Here is a 17,772-nt window from a genome sequence, read left to right as displayed (position 1 = left end):
CTACACAGGGGCGATGAGACCTGCCGCCTTCCTGGACCGCGACGGCGTGCTGATCGAGGATACCGGCTATCCGCACCGCCCGGAGGAGGCGCGCCTGATCCCCGGCGCCCTCGCCGCGCTGCGTCGCCTGCACGAGGCCGGGCTGACCATCTGCGTCGTCACCAACCAGGCCGGCGTGGGGCGCGGCCTGTACGGAGAGGCGGAGGTGGCAGGGATGCACCTGTGGCTGCGCGACCTGGCGCGGGAGGCCGGGGGGCGCATCACCGCCTTCGCCCATTGCCCGCACCACCCGGAGGCGGGGCTGGGCCATTACCGGCGCGAATCGCCGCGCCGGAAGCCCGGACCCGGAATGATTCTCGACCTGCTGCGCTTCTTCCCCCTCCAGCGCGAGGGCTCCTTCCTGATCGGCGACCGGGAGACCGACCTCCAGGCCGCCGCAGCGGCGGAAATTCCAGGCCACCTGTTTCCCGGCGGGGACCTGGATGCGTTCGTGGCGGGAATCCTCGGCCGATGAGCGACTTCCTGGCGGCCGCCTATCCCTGGACCAAGTCGCTGCACGTCATTTCCATGGTGGCCTGGATGGCGGGGCTGTTCTACCTGCCGCGCCTGTTCATCTACCACCACCAGGTCGAAGGCAGTGGGACGGAGCACCAGCGCTTCGTGCTGATGGAACGGCGCCTGCTGCGCGCCATCATGAATCCGGCCATGATCGCCACCTGGGTGTTCGGGCTGCTGCTGGTGCTCACCCCTGGAGTGGTGGATTGGCGGGCCGGGTGGTGGCACGCCAAGCTGTCCTCCGTCCTGCTGATGACCGGCTTCCACATGCTGCTGGCCCGGCAGCGCCGCTTTTTCGAGGCCGGGGGCCGGCCCCTGACGGAGCGGGGCTGGCGCTTCCTGAACGAGGTGCCGACCCTGCTGCTGATCGTCATCGTCACCATGGTCATCGCGAAACCGTTCTGACCGTGGGCCGCGCCGCTGCCGCCTCCGCCGCCGCCTTCTTCATGTCCTTCACGGCGGAGCTGGCGCTCCTGCCGCTGGCCGCCGCCTTCGCCCCCACCCTGCCGCTGATGGCGGTGCTGGTCGCGCCCGTGATGGAGGAGGGAGCGAAGCGCCTTTGCGTCGCATGGTTCCGCCTGCCCTGGATGCCGGTCGGGCTGGGCTTCGGCCTTTTGGAGGGCGGGTTCAAGGTCTGGCAGAGCGGCGCCTGGGCCGGGGGGATCGCCTCCGTGGCGCTGCACGCCGCCCTGGCGGGCTTCGCCGCCCGCCACGGGGTGCTGCGCGCCTCCCTCCCTCTCCATGCCGGGTTCAATGCCACCGTGATCGCGCTGGAACTCGCCCTCAATGCGCCGCCCGAGGCGTCGGCGCTCGGCATGGCGATGGGCCTGCTCTTGGTTTCCCGCCGACTGCCGGTTGACGCGGGGCGGCGCCCTGCCTAGCTTCGGGGGGCCGTCGCTCCGCGCCGGCTCCTCCCTTCCGTCCGCCGCCGATGCGTCACAGCCCCGCGGGGCCTGCCGTGTCCGCCGCCCGCATCCCCATTCCGGACACCCGATGCACCTTTCCGAACTCAAGGCCAAGACGCCGCCCGAACTCCTCGCCTTCGCCGAGGAGCTTGGTGTCGAGAACGCCTCCGTCCTCCGCAAGCAGGACATCATGTTCGCCGTCCTCAAGACGCTCGCGGACAATGACCAGGCCATCTACGGCGATGGCACTCTCGAGATCCTTTCCGACGGCTTCGGCTATCTCCGCTCGCCGCAGGCCAACTTCCTCCCTGGACCTGACGACATCTACGTGAGCCCGGCGCAGGTGCGCCGCTTCGGGCTCCGCACCGGCGACACGGTCGAGGGTCAGATCCGCGCACCCAAGGATGGCGAGCGCTACTTCGCCATGCTGAAGGTGACGGCGGTGAATTTCGAGCAGCCGGAAGCGCTGCGCCACCGCATTAACTTCGACAACCTCACCCCGCTCTACCCGAACCGCCGCCTCCAGATGGAGAACCCGGAGGTGGAGAGCGTGGCAAAGGGGCCGATGAAGGACATGACGCATCGCGTCATCGACCTGATCGCCCCCATCGGCATGGGCCAGCGCGCCCTGATCGTCGCGCCGCCGCGCACCGGCAAGACGGTGATGCTGCAGAACATCGCGAAGAGCATCACCGCCAACAACCCCGATGTCTTCCTCATGGTGCTGCTGATCGACGAGCGGCCGGAGGAAGTGACCGACATGGCGCGCACCGTGCGCGGCGAGGTCGTCGCCTCCACCTTCGACGAGCCGGCGACGCGCCACGTCCAGGTGACGGAGATGGTGCTGGAGAAGGCGAAGCGCCTCGTCGAGCACAAGCGCGACGTCGTCATCCTGCTCGACTCCATCACCCGCTTGGGCCGCGCCTACAACTCGGTCGTTCCCTCCTCCGGCAAGGTGCTGACGGGCGGCGTGGACGCGAATGCGCTGCAGCGCCCGAAGCGCTTCTTCGGCGCGGCGCGCAACATCGAGGAAGGCGGCAGCCTCACCATCATCGCCACCGCGCTGATCGACACGGGCAGCCGCATGGACGAGGTGATCTTCGAGGAGTTCAAGGGCACCGGCAACTCGGAGCTGGTCCTCGACCGCAAGCTTTCCGACAAGCGCGTCTTCCCGGCGATCGACATCACCAAGAGCGGCACCCGCAAGGAGGAGCTGCTGGTGGATCGCGGCACGCTGTCCAAGATGTGGGTGCTGCGCCGCATCCTGAACCCAATGGGAACGCAGGACGCGATGGAGTTCCTGCTGGACAAGCTGAAGTACAGCAAGACCAACCAGGACTTCTTCGATGCAATGAACACCTGAGCGCGAAGCGCTCAGGTTATTTCCCTGCCCTCAGGCGCCGGGCGGCGGCTCCGCCGCCTTGGCTTGCGCGCCTCAGACAAGGAGTGCGGCCGGGATGGTTCTGAGCCGCGCGCCGGCCGCGTTGCGGCCGGATGAACGTCAGCGGGTGCGCCTGTGAGCGCCGAGTGCCTTAGCTGCCCGGCTTCATAAGCGTCTTTACCTCTTCCATCGCCTCGGTGAAGCGCCTGTTGAGCAGGCCGACCGCCTCGCCGTTGCTCTTCTGGATGAGGTCGGCGATCTCCTTCATGTTCGACACGGCGCGCTCATAGGCAGATTTCAGCATCTCCGCCTGCTGCGCCGCCTTGGCCTGCGGCGATGCCTCGGCGGAGGCGAGGCGCTGTGCCGCCTCGGTCATCTCCGTCATGGTCTGCTGCAGGATTTCCATGTTGCGCCGGGCCAGGGCCTGCGCCCCTTCCATTGCGACACGGTTCGCGGCGGCCAGAGCTTCCAGGTTGCGCCGATGCGCCTCCGCCAGGGCCTGCATGTCGGGCATCTGCATCTGCCCAAAGCCCTTCATCATCTCGTTCATGTTGAAGCCCGACATCGCGCTCTCCTTCGTGGGTGAAGCTTGCTGCCCAGACAGGCATAAGCACCCTAGGAAGGGGAACGCCCCAAGGTCAAACGGGTTCGGGCGGGGTTTCCTCCGGCATCTGCACCGGTGCCTCGCCCAGCCCCAGCAGCCGGGCCGCGCGATCGGCGCGATCCAGGGCGCGGTCCAGCGCCGCCATGGTGCCCGAAAGGTCGGGGCTGTCATCGCGCGACCAAGCGCGCAGCGCCTCCAGCCACACGAGGCACAGCCCCTTGATCCGCGCCAGCCCCCGCACGCCGGACGCTCCGATCCCAGACGCCTCCAGCATCCAGGCCATCGAGGCGTCGGTTTTGGCCGCCAGGAACAGGGCGGTCAGGGGCGCGCCCGGCAGGTCGCGCAGGAGGCGCAGGACGCCCTCCCGGTGCGGCTGCAATTCGTCCAGGCGCCGCATGATCGCATCGAACAACCGGTCACGCGGTGTGGAATGCGGATCGTCCACCGTGCCCGCCAGCACGGCGGAATCCACCGCGCGGGCATGGGCGACCAGGATGGAATGGGGCGTGGTGAAGCGCCGCCGCAACTCGGCGCTGGTGATGCCGGCCTCCGCCGCCACCTCGCGCATGGACAGGCGGTGCCAGCCCTGGCTGGCGAGGACGCGCCAGAAGGCGGCGATCACCGGGGCGTCGGCGTCGGAGGCGGGGGCGTTGGGGCTGTCGGTCGCGCTCATGCAGCTGAATGGTGCAACGGCGCGGGTCCCCGCCTCAACCCTTCTTGCGGTCGCCCTTGTCGCCCTGGCCCTTCTTGGCTTCCGTCGAAGCCTGCCGCTTCGCGTCCTGGCTGAGCGAGCGGCTCACGTCGTCGGATTCCTTGAACTGGCCCTTCTCGTCGCGCCGCACGTAGCGCTTGTCGGTACCGGTATCGATCAACTCGCGTTTCGCGCCGGGCATCGGCCTTTCCTCCTCTGTTGGGGAAATCCGCTGCGGCCTTAACGTTTCGGCGAAGTTATGGCTGCATCCTCCGTTGCCGAACCTTCCAACATCACCGCCACGCGCTCTGCTAGGTGCTCCGCCGTCACCGGCTTGCGCAGCAGGGAGAAGGTGCCACTCAGCGCCCCGCCCAGCGCCAGCTCCGCCGCATGGGTCGCGAAGCCGGTCAGCAGGATGGCGGGCAGGCGCGGGCGTCGCCGCTGCGCCGCCCGCACCAGGCTCACCCCGTCCATCCCCGGCATGGAAAGGTCGGAGACCAGCAGATCCACCGCCTCCCCCGCATCCAGCAGGGCCAGGGCGGAGGGTCCATCCGCCGCTTGCCGCACCGCGTATCCCGCCTCGGCCAGCTGCTCCGCGGTCACCTCGCGCACCACCGCATCGTCATCCACCAACAGCAGCCGGGCGCGCACTCCGTTCGCCGGCGCCTCGGCCAGGGCCAAGGGCACTTCCTCCCGCGCCTCGGCTTCCGCGAGGGGCAGCCAGAGATGGATGGTGGTACCGCGCCCTCGCGCGCTCTCGATGCCCAGGGCGCCGCCGGATTGCTCGGCGAAGCCGCGCACGATGGCGAGGCCGAGCCCAGTGCCCTGGCCCGGCGGCTTGGTGGTGAAGAAGGGCTCCGTCGCGCGGGCGACGATCTCGGGCGACATGCCCATGCCGGTGTCGGACACGGAAAGCCGCACATAGGAGCCGGCCCGGAGAGTCACCGGCCGCCCCGGCGCCCCATCCTCACGCGGGAAGTCGGTCGCGGCGGACAGTGTCAGCCGACCCTGCCCGTTCATCGCGTCGCGCGCATTGGTGGCGAGGTTCACCAGCACGGTCTCCAGCTGCCCCTTGTCGGCCAGAAGCGGCGGCAACCCCTCCGGCGCCTCGACGCGCAGCTCGATCCCGGTACCCAGCGTGTGGCGCAGGATCTCCGCCATGTCCGCCAGGAGCGATGTGGCCTCCACCGGCTCGGCGCGCAGGTCGCCGCGACGCGCGAAGGCGAGGAGGCGGCGCGTGATCGAGGCGCCGCGCTCTGCCGCCTCCACCACCATGCGCGCCAAGCGACGCACCGACGCCGCCTCGCCGGGCCGGCGCTCGATCAGACCGGCCCCGCCCTGCACGGCCTGGAGGACGTTATTGAAGTCGTGGGCGATGCCGCCCGCCAGCTGGCCCAGCGCCTCCATGCGCTGCGCGTGGGCGAGGCGCGCCTGAGTCGCCTGCAGGTCGCGGGTGCGGCCCTCGATCAGCTTCTCGAGCTCCACGCGCGACCGGGCCAGCACCTCGCGCGCCTCCACGATCTCCTCGATGTCGGTGCAGGTGCCGAACCAGCGCAGGATGTTGCCCTTCTCGTCGCGCACCGGCAGGGCGCGGCCCAGCATCCAGCGATAGCTGCCATCGGCGGCGCGCAGCCGGTATTCCACCTCATAAGGCTCGCCGGTCTCGAGAGAGTGGCTCCAGCGCTCCCAGGCGCGGGGCTGGTCCTCGGGATGGAAGACCGGCGCCCAGCCCGCGCCCTGCACCTGTTCCGGCGTGGTGCCGGTGTATTCGTACCAGCGGCGATTGTAGAAATCGTGGAATCCATCGGCGCGGGTGGACCAGACGATCTGCGGCATGGCGTCGGTGATGGCACGGAACCGCGCCTCGCTTTCGCGAAGCTGCGCGGTGCGCTGCGTCACCCGGCCTTCCAGCGTCGCATTCGCCTCCTCCAGACGCAGCCGCGCGCGGGCGACGGTCCACAGAAAGGCGGCCAGCAGGGCGGAGGCGGCGGCAGCGGCGAGGCCCGACAGCAAGGTGAAGCGGCGCCAGGGACGCAAGGCCTCCTCCGCCGTCACGCTGCTGGTCACCACCACGTCCCAGCCCGGCAGGCGACGCCAGGAGGCGATGCGCTGCCGCCCATCCACCGGCGAGACGAAGTCGAGCCCACCGCCCTGCGGCGCGTCCCCCCACAGCGCGCCCAGCGCCGCTTCCAGCCGCGCATCGGGCTCGGGCACGATGGGCGCCCAGGACCGGGCGATGAAGGCGCCGTCGGCGCGCAGCATCGCCACGCGCTGGGTCGGCAGGACCGCGACGGTGCGGTCCCAGTATTCGACGAGGCCACGCAGGTTCACGGCCACCAGGATGATGCCGTCGAACCGGTCCTCGCCGCGGCGCCGCGCCAGGCTGAAGAAGGGCGTTCCGGTGACCCGCCCCGTCATCGCCCGCTCGATGTGGACATGACCCGGCGGGGCGTCCCGCGCAGCGATGAAATAGCTGCGGTCGGCGCGGGACTGGTCATCCATGCGGTCCGCGCGGCTGCTGAGGCAGATCATCCCATCCGCGTTGATGATCCAGGCCGCTTCGGTCTGTGCCGCCTGATGCGCGGCGGCGCCGAGGAAGGCGCGCATGGAAGGGTCGAAGCGCAGCTCCGGGCAGGCGCGCTCCCCGGCCACCTGTTCCACCAGTTCGAGCATGGCGGCCTGCGTTTCGAGCAGGCGCAGCGCCTGCTCCGCCAGGATGGCGGTGGCGCGCTCCATCTCCTGCTCGGCGGTGACGAGGGCGCGGGTGCGCCCTTCCAGCGCGACCCAGGCCCAGAGGGCGAGAGGCAGGAGCGCGACAAGCGCGAGGGCGGCCAGGGAGACGACAAGCCCGCGTCGCGGTGGCTGCGCTGCGTCGGCGGGGATGGGGTCCAGGGGACGGCCTCCGGCGGAAGGGCGGGAAACTGCTTCCGCATCTTTCCATCGCAGAGCCCGTCAGGCGAAGCAAGCGCGACGCGCCGCCCTTTCAAAAATGGAGCCATGGCCACATATTGCCGCCGCGGCGGCCGATCCGGGCGGCCCGAAAGAAAGCCAATCCGGGTGCATCCTCCCTCCTCAGCATCGCGGCACCCCGCGTGACCGAGCCCGCCTCCGGTCCCGGCGAGGCGCGCATGGGCGAAATGGCGCAACGCCTCGCCGTGCTGGAGGAGGCGCTCGCCCTGGGCAGCCTCGCCACCTGGCGCATCGACCCCGTGACCGGTGCCGCTGCCTGGGATGCGAGGATGCACGCGCTGCACGGCCTGCCCGAGGCGCCGCTCGTCCTGCGCTCCCAGTGGTGCGCCCTGCTGCATCCTGAGGACAAGGAGCGGGTCGAGCGCGAATTCGACGCCGCGCTGCAGAACGCGACCGAATTCCACATCGAATACCGACTGCGGGCCGAGGAGGGGGTGGAGCCGCGCTGGATCCGCCTCGTCGGCCGGGCAGAAGGGCCGGGACCCGCCGTGACCCCCTGGCGCGGCATCGCGCTGGATGTGACCCCCCGCCGGCAGGTGCAGGAGGCGCTGGCAACGAGCGAGGCGCGGCTGCGCCGCGTGCAGCGCATCGGCCGCATCGGCGGATTCGAGATCGACCTCGCGACCGGGACCAATCTCCGCTCGCCCGAATACATGGCGCTGCAGGGCCACCCGGCCGCCGCGCGCACGGAGCAGCATCGTGACTGGGTGGCGCGCCTGCATCCCGAGGATCGCGAGCGCGCCGAGCGCCATTTCCTGGAGGCGGTAAGCGACTTCGTCCCTACCCGCCACTACGAGCAGGAATACCGCATCCTGACGCCGGAGGGGGAGGAGCGCTGGATCTACGCCCGTGCCGAGATCGAGCGCGATGCGGAAGGCCGGGCGCTGCGGATGCTCGGCGCCCATCTCGACATCACCGAGCTTCGCGCGGCGCGCGAGGCCCTGGCGCAGAGTGAGGCGCGGTTCCGCGCCCTGGCCGAATCCCGCGCCACCGAACTCGCCCAGGCGCGGGAGGAAGCGCGGCGCGCGGAACGGCTGGCCGCGCTGGGGCAGCTGACCGGCGGCGTGGCGCACGACTTCGTCAACTGGCTCCAGGTCATCATGAGCGGCGTGTCGCTGCTGGAGCGCGAGACGCTGGACGAAGCGGGACGCCAGATGGTCCTGTCCGGCATGAGCGAGGCGGCGCGGTCAGCGCAGGATGTGTGCGGGAGGCTGCTCGCCTTCGCGCGGCGCGGCACCAAGGCCCCCGAGGGCTTCGACCTGAATGCCCGCATCGCTGCCATGGGAGCGCTGCTGGAGCGCTCGCTCGGCTCGCATATCGAACTGGCGCTGGATCTCGACCCTGCCCTGCCGCACGCCTTCGCCGATCCCGGCCCGCTCGAGGCGGCGGTGCTGAACCTCGTCGTCAATGCGCGCGACGCCATGCCGAAGGGCGGCCGCCTCACCCTGCGGACCTTCGGCCGCCCGGCGGAAGGCCGGGACCAGGTCTGCCTCGCCGTCAGCGACACCGGCACCGGCATGGCGCCAGAGGTCGCCTCGCGCGCCTTCGAGCCCTTCTTCAGCACCAAGGGCGAAGGCAAGGGAACCGGGCTCGGCCTCGCCCAGGTTTTCGGCTTCGCGCAGGATGCGGGCGGCGCGGCGGCGATCGATACGAATCCGGGACGCGGAACGACCGTCACCCTGGCCTTGCCCGCGGCTTGAACCGCAGGCGGAACGCGTTTCCGCGCGGCCGAAGCTTCCTTGCCATGCCTGCCCGCGCCATCTATGGGCGCTGTCTCGCATCACTGCAGGAGACACGCGCATGGCCGCCCCCGCGAGGACCGACGACCGCCGCCCGCCTTCCATGCTGCGCGCCTTCCTGGACAATTCCGCCTCGGGCGGACTCGCCCTCATGGCGGCCGCCGCGCTGGCGCTGGTCGTCGCGAACTCGCCGCTCTCTGAGGCGTATTTCAGCGCGCTCCACGCCTATCTCGGCCCGCTCAGCGTCCAGCACTGGATCAATGACGCGCTGATGGCGGTGTTCTTCCTGTTCGTCGGGCTCGAGATCAAGCGCGAGGTGCTCGATGGCCAGCTCTCGACCTGGAGCCGACGCATCCTGCCCGGCGTCGCGGCGGCGTGCGGCATGGCCGTGCCGGCGATCATCTTCCTGCTGTTCAATTACCACGACCCCGTGGCCTCGCGCGGCTGGGCCATCCCGGCGGCGACCGACATCGCCTTCGCCCTCGGCGTGCTGGCGCTGCTGGGCGACCGCGTGCCGGTGTCGCTCAAGATCTTCCTCACCGCCCTCGCCATCCTCGACGATCTGGGCGCGGTGGTGATCATCGCCCTGTTCTACACGAGTGACCTGTCCACGATGGACCTCGCCCTCGCCGCCGCGGTCACGGCCGCGCTGTTCGGCATGGGGCGCGCCGGAGTGCGCAGCCTGTGGCCTTTCATGCTGCTGGGCGCGGTGCTGTGGTTCTTCGTGCTGCGCTCGGGCGTGCATGCCACGATCGCGGGGGTGGTGCTGGCCTTCACCATACCGATCCGCCCCAGCCCCGCGCAGGCGGACGACATGGCCGGCTCGCCCCTGCACCGGCTGGAGCACGCTCTGCAGCACTGGGTGACCTTCGCCATCATCCCGATCTTCGGCTTCGCCAATGCGGGCGTGTCCTTCGCAGGCATGACGGTGGACGCGCTGGCCGACAACCTGACGCTGGGCGTCGCGCTCGGCCTCCTCGTCGGCAAGCTGATCGGCGTCTATGGCTCCGTCCTGCTGCTGATCCGGCTGGGCTATGCGGACATGCCGATGGGCGCGGGGCGGATGCAGATGCTGGGCGTGTCGGTGCTCTGCGGCATCGGCTTCACCATGAGCCTGTTCATTGGGATGCTGTCCTTCGCGGACAACATCGCGCTGCAGAACGAGGTGAAGGTCGGCATCCTCTGCGGTTCGCTGATGGCGGGGATGATCGGCTGGGCGATCCTGCGCGTCGCTCCGCGCGACGTGCCGACGCCCGCCCAGATCCGCGCCGGGGCGCCGGCGAAGGGGACGCCGAGCCGCTGACCGGCCGGCACCGCACGACGAAAAAACCCCCGAGACTCGCGTCCCGGGGGTTTGCTATTTCGGACGGGCGTCAGCCCTGGCCGGTCAGGCCTCGCTTCGCCTCGGCAGCGGCGGAGCGCAGCGTGTCCTGCGCCGCCTCGCCGACCTTGGATGCCGCATCGGCGATGATGCGCGGCGCATCCGCCAAGCTCTCGCGGTCCAGCTGCTCCATCGCGCCCTCATAGGTCTCGACGATGGTGTCGCGCGCCTCGGCGATCTTGTCCTCGGCGATGTGGCGCACCGTGTCGATGCTCTCGCGCGCGGCGTCGAAGGCGGCCTCGCGATGCTCGCCGAGCAGGCGGTTCTCCACCTCCGTCGCCGGCAGCAGCGCGCCGATGCCCGCGCCGATGGCGAGGCCCAGCGCGCCATACAGGAAGGGCTCGGCCTGGCGGTATTGCCGCGCGGCGCGGTCCGCCACGTCGCTCGCCACGTCGCTGACCTGCCCGGTCAGATGCGACACATGCGCGCCGATCCCGCCACCCGAGCTCGAGGAACCATAGGAGGAGGAACCGGACGGCATGGCGCCGCTGACCGCGGAGGCCGCCGAGGAAGCGGCGCCCGACACGGCAGAGGCTGCCGAGGAAGCCGCCCCGGACACGGCGGAAGCGGCGCGCGACGCGGCATCGCCCATCGCATGGGCCACGGCCGAGGGGCCAGAGGTGATGGCGTCGCGCGCATCGTTCATGAAGCGGCGCACTGGCCCGGCGGAGGAGCGCACCGGCTCGTGCTGCATGCGATAGGTGCGGGTGTGACCCTGCGACCCGGCACCGGGCACGACCCGCGCCGTGCGCTGCGCGTCATAGTAGTCGTCGGTATCGCGCGAGGAACGGCCGCCCAGCAGCATCCAGGCGATGCCGACCCCAATCAGCACCACGGGCAGCGGGTTGTCACGCACCGTTGCGCCGAGGTTGGACACGAACTCCGTCCCACCGGAGCCTCGGATCCAGTCCGTCGCCTCCTCCATCACCTCGTCCATGATCTGCGACGGGCGCAGCTTCTCGCGCAGCGTGTCCAGCGTCTCGGACACGTTGTTGCGGGTCTGCTCCACCTCGCGCTCCAGCTCGGCTGGGCTCTTGTCGCCGGGGTCGGTGTTGCCGCTCATCGCACCTGCTCCTTGACGACCTGGGCGTCACGCGAAAGCTGCGTCGCCGTGCGGTCTGGGGTGATGTTGAAGGATTTGAGCGTGGCGAGGCCGCCACGCACCACGAGGAAGCCGATCAGCCCCAGCACGGCGGCCACGATCAGCGCGGAGACCGTCGCGGAAAGCCCCGCATACTCCACCAGCGCCGCGATCGCCGCCTGGGTGAGGGCGATCAGCGCACCGATCGCCAGCACCATCCCGGCGCCGAGCGAGATGACGGCGGTGCTGACCTGCCCCGCCTTTTCGCTCAGCTCCGCACGGGCGAGCTGGACCTCCTTGCGGACCAGCGTCGTGGTCTGGTCCACCAGGTCGCCGAGCAGGTCGGCGACCGAGCGGTCGCTGTTCTCTCTCATAGCGGCGTGCCTGAGTTCTGGTTCGGCACCGGGGAGGTGCTGCCGGAGGAGGAGCCGATATTCGGCGCGCTGAGGCCGGAGGACGACGTGCCATTGCTGGTGCCGCCGGAGGTGGTCGTCGATTGCGGCATGGTGCCGGGCTGGCCGCCCGACGGGTTGGCACGATGCGCCACGGCGCCGCCCAGCGTGGCCGCCGCCATGGTGGCCGGGCGCGGCGCCTCCTGCACGTCATGGTCCACCCAGCCAGGCGCCATCTGGGCGCGGCGGGGCATGGCGGGCGGGGCGCTCTTGAGGAAGCGCGCGAGGGCGAAACCCGCCACGGCGGCGATGGCGAAGAACGCCGTCGGGTTGCGGCGGGCGAAGGCGGAAACGTCGCCCATCAGCTCGCCCATCGAGCGGTCGCGCAGCGCCTGGGCCAGGCCCTCGGCCGCGTCGGCGGCGCGGTGGACGTGGCGGCCGATCTCCGGCGCGCCCTGGTCGAGGTCGGAGCCGATGCGGTGGATCGCCTGGGCGAGGGCCGAAGCCGCACCGGCGCCGCGTTCCTTGCCTTGCTCCACGAAATCCTCGGCCTGCTCGCGCGCCGAGCCGAGGATTTCCTCACCCTGGGCGCGCGCTTCCTGGGCGAGGCCGAGGGCGCGGTCCTTCACGTGCTCCGCCGTCTCGGTGGCCTCGGTCTTGGCGCGTTGGGCGAGGTGCTTCGCGTCCTCGAGGGCGCCCGTCAGGGTCGCACGGGGCGTTTCGGCGCCAACCGGTCTGTCGCTCATTCTGGCCTCCTGGGGTCGGGAACGAAGATTCTGCGTGCTGTGCGGGGACAACCATCCAGGGGCGTTTCGGTTGAGGGGGAGGGGAAGGTTGACCCGCGCCCCCCGCTAAGGCGTCTCGGGGGCAAGACGTCGCTCCAAAGTCTCCAGCCGCGTCGTATCGCGCCGCTGCTGCCGTTCCAGCCGCCGCGCGAGGTTGCGTATCTGGGGATTCTGCGTCTCGCGCGCCGCCTCGGCCGCCATCGCCGTCCCTTCCTGTTGGTGCGCGATCATCACGCGCAGGAAGTCCACGTCGGGATTGCCGGAGGTGACGACCTCGTCGTCGTCATCGTCCTCCTCCACCACCGACCAGCTGTAATAGCGGTCGGGCTGGGGCAGGGTGCAGGCTCCCAGGAGCAGCGCTCCCGCAAGGGCCAGGACCGGATGCATCATGGGACCTCCTTCGCTTCCCATCCGTCATCCCGCAACGCGGCCAGGAGTGGGGCGGCGTCTTGTGCCTCCACCCGCGCCTCGCGCTGGTCGAGCGACACCTCGACCGCGGCGTCCGGCGCCGCCTCGCGCAGGGTGGCGGCGACGCCGCGGGCGCAGCCGTCGCAGGTCATGTTCTCGACGCGGATGCGAATCATGGCGGGATAACCTCCAGGGGATGCGCAGGTTTTGCCGCACGTCGGTCAGGTGTACAGCATCTCCTCCAGGGCTGGGCGATGTGGCGTCTCCCCGTCCCGCGCCCGCAGTGCCCCGGCGGCCGAGGCGAAGCGCAGCGCCGCCTCCGGCTCCTGCCCCTCGGCCAGAGCGAGGGCCAGGGCGCCGTGGAACACGTCGCCCGCCCCGGTGGTGTTGCTGGCCTGGACGGGAAAGACCGGCATCTCCCGCAGCGTGTCCTCGCCGCGGAGCAGCCAGAGCGTCGGCTTCTCGCCCCGCGTCACGGCCGCCAGGATCGTCCGCCCCTCCCCCACCGCGCGACGCAGCGCCTCGGCCGGGCGCAAGCCGGGGGCGTAGTTGCCGAGGCCTGGGGCGGAGAACACCGCATGGGTGGCGCGCGGTGCCAGGTCGCGCAGGATGCGCGTCTCGCCTCGCTCCCCGTCGAGGACGGAGGGGATGCCGTGCTCTCCCGCCGCGTCCAGCGCCTGGGCGGCGGCTTCCGGCCAGCGCGGGTCGCAATGCAGCGCCTGGGCCTCCGCCAGAGAATCCAGCGGCAGGGACGAAGGATCGGTGGGCAGGTTCTCGCCGCGCCAGCCCAGCGTCACCCTCTCGCCGAACCGGTCCACGATGACGGCGGAGACAGGGGAGCGGGCGCCGGGGAAGAGGCGCAGGGCGGAGACATCCACCCCTTCCGCCTCCAGCGCCTCGCGCGCCGCCGCGCCGTTCGGGTCGTCGCCCAGCCTTCCCCACAGCGCGGCCCGCCCGCCGAGCCGTGCCACGGCGATGGCGGCATTGGCCGCCATGCCGCCGATGGTGGAGCGGTAGTCGCCGGCCCGGGCCTTGGCGGGGGCGGTCGGCACCTCATCCACCCGGAACACGTGGTCGGTGACGGCGCTGCCCAGGCAGATCACGCGCGGCGGCGCCATTCCGTCTCCCTCACTCCTTCGCCGAGCCGGGTTCGGCCTGCTTGCGGTGCTGCTGCGCCAGCACCGCGGCGGGGGTAACATTGGCCAGGGTGGTCTGCACCTTGTTCATGAGGCCGTGCACCACCTGGCCTTCGCCCTTCACCATCGCCTTCCAGCCCGTCTCCGCCACCGCGGCCGCGTCATCCTTCGACCCCGCGCCGACCTTGGTGTCCTCCATGCCCGCGCGCTCAAAGAACTCGGTTTCCGTGGCACCGGGCATCAGGCAGGTGACGGAGATGCCGTGCTCCTGCACCTCGTTGCGCAGCGCGGCGGCGAAGCTGTCGATGAAGGCCTTGGTGCCGTTGTACACGGCATGGAAGGCACCCGGCAGGTAGCCGGCGACCGAGCCGGTGATGAGGATGCGCCCGCCACCGGCCTGCCGCATCTCCCGCCCTACCTTCTGGATCAGCATGATGGTGCCGGTGACGTTGGTGTCCACGACGCGGCGTACCTGCTTCCAGTCCTGGTCGAGGAAGGCATGGCCCAGCCCGCGCCCGGCATTGGCGCAGAGCACGTCCACCCGCCGGCTCCCCAACGCGGAATGGAGGCGAAACACCCCGTCCTCCGTCGCGAGGTCGGCCTCCACCGCCGTCACCTCGGCACCCATGCCGCGCAGTTCGGCCGCTGCCTCCTCGATGCGTGCCTCGTCGGCGCAGATCACCAGGTCATGCCCCTCCCGGGCCGCGATGCGCGCGAGTTCGAGGCCAATGCCGCTGGACGCGCCCGTGACGAGGGCGAGAGGCTTGCCGCTCATGGCAGTGTTCCTTGCAAGGGAGTGGTTCCCCCGCAACGCCCCCTCCCTGGCAGCGTTGCCCCGGTCACAGTGGACGGAGGCGGCGATGAAGGCGATCACCTGGCACGGCAAGATGGACATGCGCTGCGAGTCCGTGCCCGACCCGAAGATCGAGCAGCCGCGCGACTGCATCATCAAGGTGACGGCCTGCGCCATCTGCGGCTCCGACCTGCATCTGATGGACGGCATCATGCCCACCATGAAATCCGGCGACGTGGTCGGGCACGAAACGATGGGAGAGGTGGTCGAGGTCGGCCCTGAATGCCGCAACCTGAAGGTGGGCGACCGGGTAGTGGTGCCCTTCACCATCTCCTGCGGTGAGTGCTTCTTCTGCACGCGGGGCTATTATTCGGGCTGCGAGCGCTCCAATCCCAACTTCGAGATGGCGCGGGAGCTGTGGGGCAACTCCCCGGCCGCGCTCTTCGGCTATTCCCACATGCTGGGCGGCGTGCCGGGCGGGCAGGCGGAGTATCTGCGCGTCCCCTATGCCGATGTCGGCCCGCTGAAGATCCCCTCCCACATCACGGATGAGCAGGCGCTGTTCCTGTCGGACATCTTCCCGACCGGCTACATGGCCGCCGATTTCTGCGACATCAAAGGCGGCGAGACCATCGCCATCTGGGGCTGCGGCCCGGTCGGCCAGTTTGCCATCCGCTCGGCGCTGCTGCTGGGCGCGGAGCGCGTCATCGCCATCGACGACACGCCGGAGCGGCTTGAGATGGCGAAGCAGGCCGGGGCCGAGACGCTGAACTTCCGCGAGGTGGACATCTACGACGCCATCATGCAGCGCACCCATGGCCGGGGCGCCGATGCCTGCATCGACGCGGTGGGAACCGAGCCCTCGCCCACCTCCTCGCTCATGGCGGCGGTGGACCGGGTGAAGGTCGCGACCTTCATGGGGACGGACCAGCCGCACGTGCTGCGCCAGGCGATCCATTGCTGCCGGAACTTCGGCACCGTCTCCATCGTCGGCGTGTATGGTGGCTTCCTGGACAAGGTGCCCTTCGGTAGCGCCATCAACCGCGGCATCACCTTCAAGATGGCCCAGACCCCGGTGCAGCGTTACATGCCGCTGCTGCTGGAGCGTATCGAACGCGGCGAGATCGACCCTTCCTTCGTGATTACCCATCGTGGGACGCTGGACGACGCGCCGGGGCTCTACAACACGTTCCGAGACAAGAAGGACGGCTGCATCAAGGTCTTCCTGCGGCCGTGATGGAAGGACGCGGGTTCCCCTCCCTGCGGGAACCCGCGTAAACCGCGCCATGCCTTTTCCGCCCCTGCCCGAACATCTCGCCGCCGCACTGACCGAACGCGGCTATGCCGAGCCCACCCCCGTCCAATCCGCCGTGCTGGCGGAGGAGACCGCCGGGCGTGACCTGCTCGTCTCCGCGCAGACCGGCTCTGGCAAGACAGTCGCCTATGGCCTCGCCCTGGCCGGCGAGCTGCTGGACGGCGCGCCGCGCTTGCCTCGGGCGGGGCAGCCCCTCGCGCTGGTCGTCGCGCCCACTCGCGAGCTGGCCTTGCAGGTGCGCGCCGAACTTACCTGGCTCTACGCGCGCGCCGGCGGCGTCGTCGCGGCGGCGGTGGGCGGCATGGACCCCATCGCCGAACGGCGCGTGCTGCAGCGTGGCGCGCATCTCGTGGTCGGCACGCCAGGCCGCATGCGCGACCACATCGAGCGCGGCAACCTCGACGCCACGGCGCTGAAGGCCGTGGTGCTGGACGAGGCGGACGAGATGCTCGACCTCGGCTTCCGCGAGGAGCTGGAGGCGATACTGGACGCCGCCCCGGCCGAGCGGCGCACGCTGCTGTTCAGCGCCACCGTGCCCAAGCCCATCGCGGCGCTGGCGAAGCAGTATCAGCGCGACGCGCTGCGGATCGAGGTGGGCAGCGAAAGCCGCCAGCACGTCGACATCGAGTACCGCGCCAGCCTCGTCGCCCCGCACGAGGTGGAGCGGGCGGTGGTGAACATCCTCCGGCTGGAGGAACCTCGCCTCGCCATGGTGTTCTGCGCCACGCGCGCGGCGGTGAACCGGCTGCACGCCAACCTCACCGAGCGCGGCTTCCCCACCGTCGCCCTGTCCGGCGAGCTGTCGCAATCCGAGCGCACCCGCGCGCTGCAATCCCTGCGCGACGGGCGAGCGCGCATCTGCGTCGCCACCGACGTGGCGGCGCGCGGCATCGACCTGCCGGATCTGGGCCTCGTGCTGCATGCCGAGCTGCCGCGCGACCCGGAGACGCTGCTGCACCGTTCGGGCCGCACCGGCCGCGCCGGACGCAAGGGGGTGAGCTGGCTGGTGGTGCCGCACAACCGCCGCCGCCTGGCCGAGCGCCTGTTCCAAGGCGCCAAGCTGCGCGTCTCCACCGTGCCCGCGCCCGGCGCAGAGGCGGTGCGCGCGCGCGATGCCGAGCGGCTGCTGGTGCAGGCCAAGGCCCTGCTGGCCGAGGAGCGGGAGGATGGCGACGCCGCCCTGGCCGCGAAGCTGGTCACGGAGGCGAGCCCGGACGCCCTGGCCTCGGCTTTCGTGAAGCTGCTGCGCGCCCCCCTGCCCGCGCCGGAGGAACTGGCCGAGGCGCCGGAACGCCAGGCCCCGCCCCCGCGCGAGCGGCGCGAGCATACGGGCGGCGGCAACTGGTTCCGCATGGATGTGGGACGCGACGACGGCGCCGATCCGAAATGGCTGCTGCCCTTCCTGTGCCGGCGCGGCCACGTGACGCGTGAGGCGATCGGCCGCATCCGCATCCTCAGCCGCGAGACGCAGTTCGAGGTGGATCCGCGCGTCGCCGCCCGCTTCGCCACTGCCATCCGACGGCCGGTGGGTGGCCAGGACGGCCAGGTGCGCATCGAGAAGATGCGATGAGGCACCGCGCCTGAAAGCAAGGCCTGCGGCCCAAGGGGCCGAGGCCGCGAAGGCGGCCCGCCGCAA

Annotated in this window: 19 protein-coding genes; 8 read left to right on the top strand and 11 right to left on the bottom strand. The window is 70.8% G+C overall.

What is annotated here, in order from left to right; genetic code table 11:
* The first annotated feature begins 13 nt into the window (after positions 1-13).
* From JTJ31_RS08160 to rho, 4 genes are all read left to right on the top strand, one after another.
* Positions 14-514: a D-glycero-alpha-D-manno-heptose-1,7-bisphosphate 7-phosphatase gene (locus JTJ31_RS08160; protein WP_207538133.1), complete on the top strand. Its 501-nt coding sequence runs from the start codon at positions 14-16 to the stop codon at positions 512-514.
* The gene (gene hemJ / locus JTJ31_RS08155) at positions 511-960 is read left to right on the top strand and encodes a protoporphyrinogen oxidase HemJ (RefSeq protein WP_207538132.1); all 450 of its coding nucleotides are present in this window, start codon (positions 511-513) and stop codon (positions 958-960) included. Before JTJ31_RS08160 ends, hemJ begins: the two co-directional genes overlap by 4 nt.
* Positions 961-962: 2 nt before the next feature.
* A complete protein-coding gene (locus JTJ31_RS08150; protein ID WP_207538131.1) occupies positions 963-1,436 on the top strand; it encodes a hypothetical protein in 474 nt (157 codons plus the stop codon).
* A gap of 112 nt (positions 1,437-1,548) precedes the next feature.
* A complete protein-coding gene (gene rho / locus JTJ31_RS08145; RefSeq protein ID WP_207538130.1) occupies positions 1,549-2,823 on the top strand; it encodes a transcription termination factor Rho in 1,275 nt (424 codons plus the stop codon).
* Positions 2,824-2,992: 169 nt separating this feature from the next.
* Here the strand turns inward: rho and JTJ31_RS08140 are convergent, their stop codons facing one another.
* From JTJ31_RS08140 to JTJ31_RS08125, 4 genes are all read right to left on the bottom strand, one after another.
* Entirely contained in the window at positions 2,993-3,406 is a 414-nt protein-coding gene (locus JTJ31_RS08140) for a phasin family protein (RefSeq protein ID WP_207538129.1), read from the bottom strand.
* Positions 3,407-3,479: 73 nt separating this feature from the next.
* Positions 3,480-4,118, bottom strand: a complete 639-nt coding sequence (locus JTJ31_RS08135) for a TetR family transcriptional regulator (protein WP_207538128.1) — start codon at positions 4,116-4,118, stop codon at positions 3,480-3,482.
* Positions 4,119-4,152: 34 nt separating this feature from the next.
* Positions 4,153-4,338 (bottom strand): hypothetical protein, encoded by a 186-nt coding sequence (locus JTJ31_RS08130; protein ID WP_207538127.1) that lies wholly within the window; start codon positions 4,336-4,338, stop codon positions 4,153-4,155.
* Positions 4,339-4,376: 38 nt separating this feature from the next.
* Positions 4,377-6,872, bottom strand: a complete 2,496-nt coding sequence (locus JTJ31_RS08125; protein ID WP_207538126.1) for a hybrid sensor histidine kinase/response regulator — start codon at positions 6,870-6,872, stop codon at positions 4,377-4,379.
* A gap of 356 nt (positions 6,873-7,228) precedes the next feature.
* On the opposite strand from JTJ31_RS08125, the gene JTJ31_RS08120 reads away from it, so the two are divergent.
* Positions 7,229-8,806 (top strand): sensor histidine kinase, encoded by a 1,578-nt coding sequence (locus JTJ31_RS08120; protein WP_207538125.1) that lies wholly within the window; start codon positions 7,229-7,231, stop codon positions 8,804-8,806.
* Between the two features lie 100 nt (positions 8,807-8,906).
* Positions 8,907-10,148, top strand: a complete 1,242-nt coding sequence (nhaA, locus tag JTJ31_RS08115) for a Na+/H+ antiporter NhaA (protein ID WP_207538124.1) — start codon at positions 8,907-8,909, stop codon at positions 10,146-10,148.
* Positions 10,149-10,218: 70 nt separating this feature from the next.
* On the opposite strand, the gene JTJ31_RS08110 is transcribed toward nhaA, so the two are convergent.
* From JTJ31_RS08110 to JTJ31_RS08080, 7 genes are all read right to left on the bottom strand, one after another.
* A complete protein-coding gene (locus JTJ31_RS08110; RefSeq protein WP_207538123.1) occupies positions 10,219-11,289 on the bottom strand; it encodes a DUF3618 domain-containing protein in 1,071 nt (356 codons plus the stop codon).
* Positions 11,286-11,681 carry a phage holin family protein gene (locus JTJ31_RS08105; RefSeq protein ID WP_207538122.1) on the bottom strand — a complete coding sequence of 132 codons (396 nt, stop codon included), beginning with the start codon at positions 11,679-11,681 and terminating at the stop codon, positions 11,286-11,288. Before JTJ31_RS08105 ends, JTJ31_RS08110 begins: the two co-directional genes overlap by 4 nt.
* Positions 11,678-12,445 (bottom strand): hypothetical protein, encoded by a 768-nt coding sequence (locus JTJ31_RS08100; RefSeq protein WP_207538121.1) that lies wholly within the window; start codon positions 12,443-12,445, stop codon positions 11,678-11,680. The genes JTJ31_RS08105 and JTJ31_RS08100 overlap by 4 nt, the downstream gene beginning before the upstream one ends.
* 105 nt (positions 12,446-12,550) lie before the next feature.
* Complete coding sequence (locus JTJ31_RS08095) at positions 12,551-12,874, bottom strand: DUF305 domain-containing protein (RefSeq protein ID WP_207538120.1); 324 nt, start codon at positions 12,872-12,874, stop codon at positions 12,551-12,553.
* Positions 12,871-13,068: a heavy-metal-associated domain-containing protein gene (locus JTJ31_RS08090; RefSeq protein WP_207538119.1), complete on the bottom strand. Its 198-nt coding sequence runs from the start codon at positions 13,066-13,068 to the stop codon at positions 12,871-12,873. Before JTJ31_RS08090 ends, JTJ31_RS08095 begins: the two co-directional genes overlap by 4 nt.
* Before the next feature lie 45 nt (positions 13,069-13,113).
* Positions 13,114-14,010 (bottom strand): PfkB family carbohydrate kinase, encoded by an 897-nt coding sequence (locus JTJ31_RS08085; RefSeq protein WP_207538118.1) that lies wholly within the window; start codon positions 14,008-14,010, stop codon positions 13,114-13,116.
* Between the two features lie 10 nt (positions 14,011-14,020).
* On the bottom strand, positions 14,021-14,803 hold the full coding sequence (locus JTJ31_RS08080; RefSeq protein WP_207538117.1) for an SDR family NAD(P)-dependent oxidoreductase: 783 nt from the start codon (positions 14,801-14,803) through the stop codon (positions 14,021-14,023).
* A gap of 85 nt (positions 14,804-14,888) precedes the next feature.
* Between JTJ31_RS08080 and JTJ31_RS08075 the strand changes: the two genes are divergently transcribed.
* Complete coding sequence (locus JTJ31_RS08075; RefSeq protein ID WP_207538116.1) at positions 14,889-16,058, top strand: zinc-dependent alcohol dehydrogenase; 1,170 nt, start codon at positions 14,889-14,891, stop codon at positions 16,056-16,058.
* Positions 16,059-16,107: 49 nt separating this feature from the next.
* Positions 16,108-17,706, top strand: coding sequence for a DEAD/DEAH box helicase (locus JTJ31_RS08070; protein ID WP_207538115.1), 1,599 nt, complete (start codon positions 16,108-16,110; stop codon positions 17,704-17,706).
* Positions 17,707-17,772: the final 66 nt, after the last annotated feature.

Origin of the sequence: Sabulicella rubraurantiaca (assembly GCF_017355885.1) — a bacterium.
GTDB lineage: Bacteria > Pseudomonadota > Alphaproteobacteria > Acetobacterales > Acetobacteraceae > Roseococcus > Roseococcus rubraurantiacus.
This window is presented reverse-complemented; position numbering and strand designations above follow the sequence as displayed.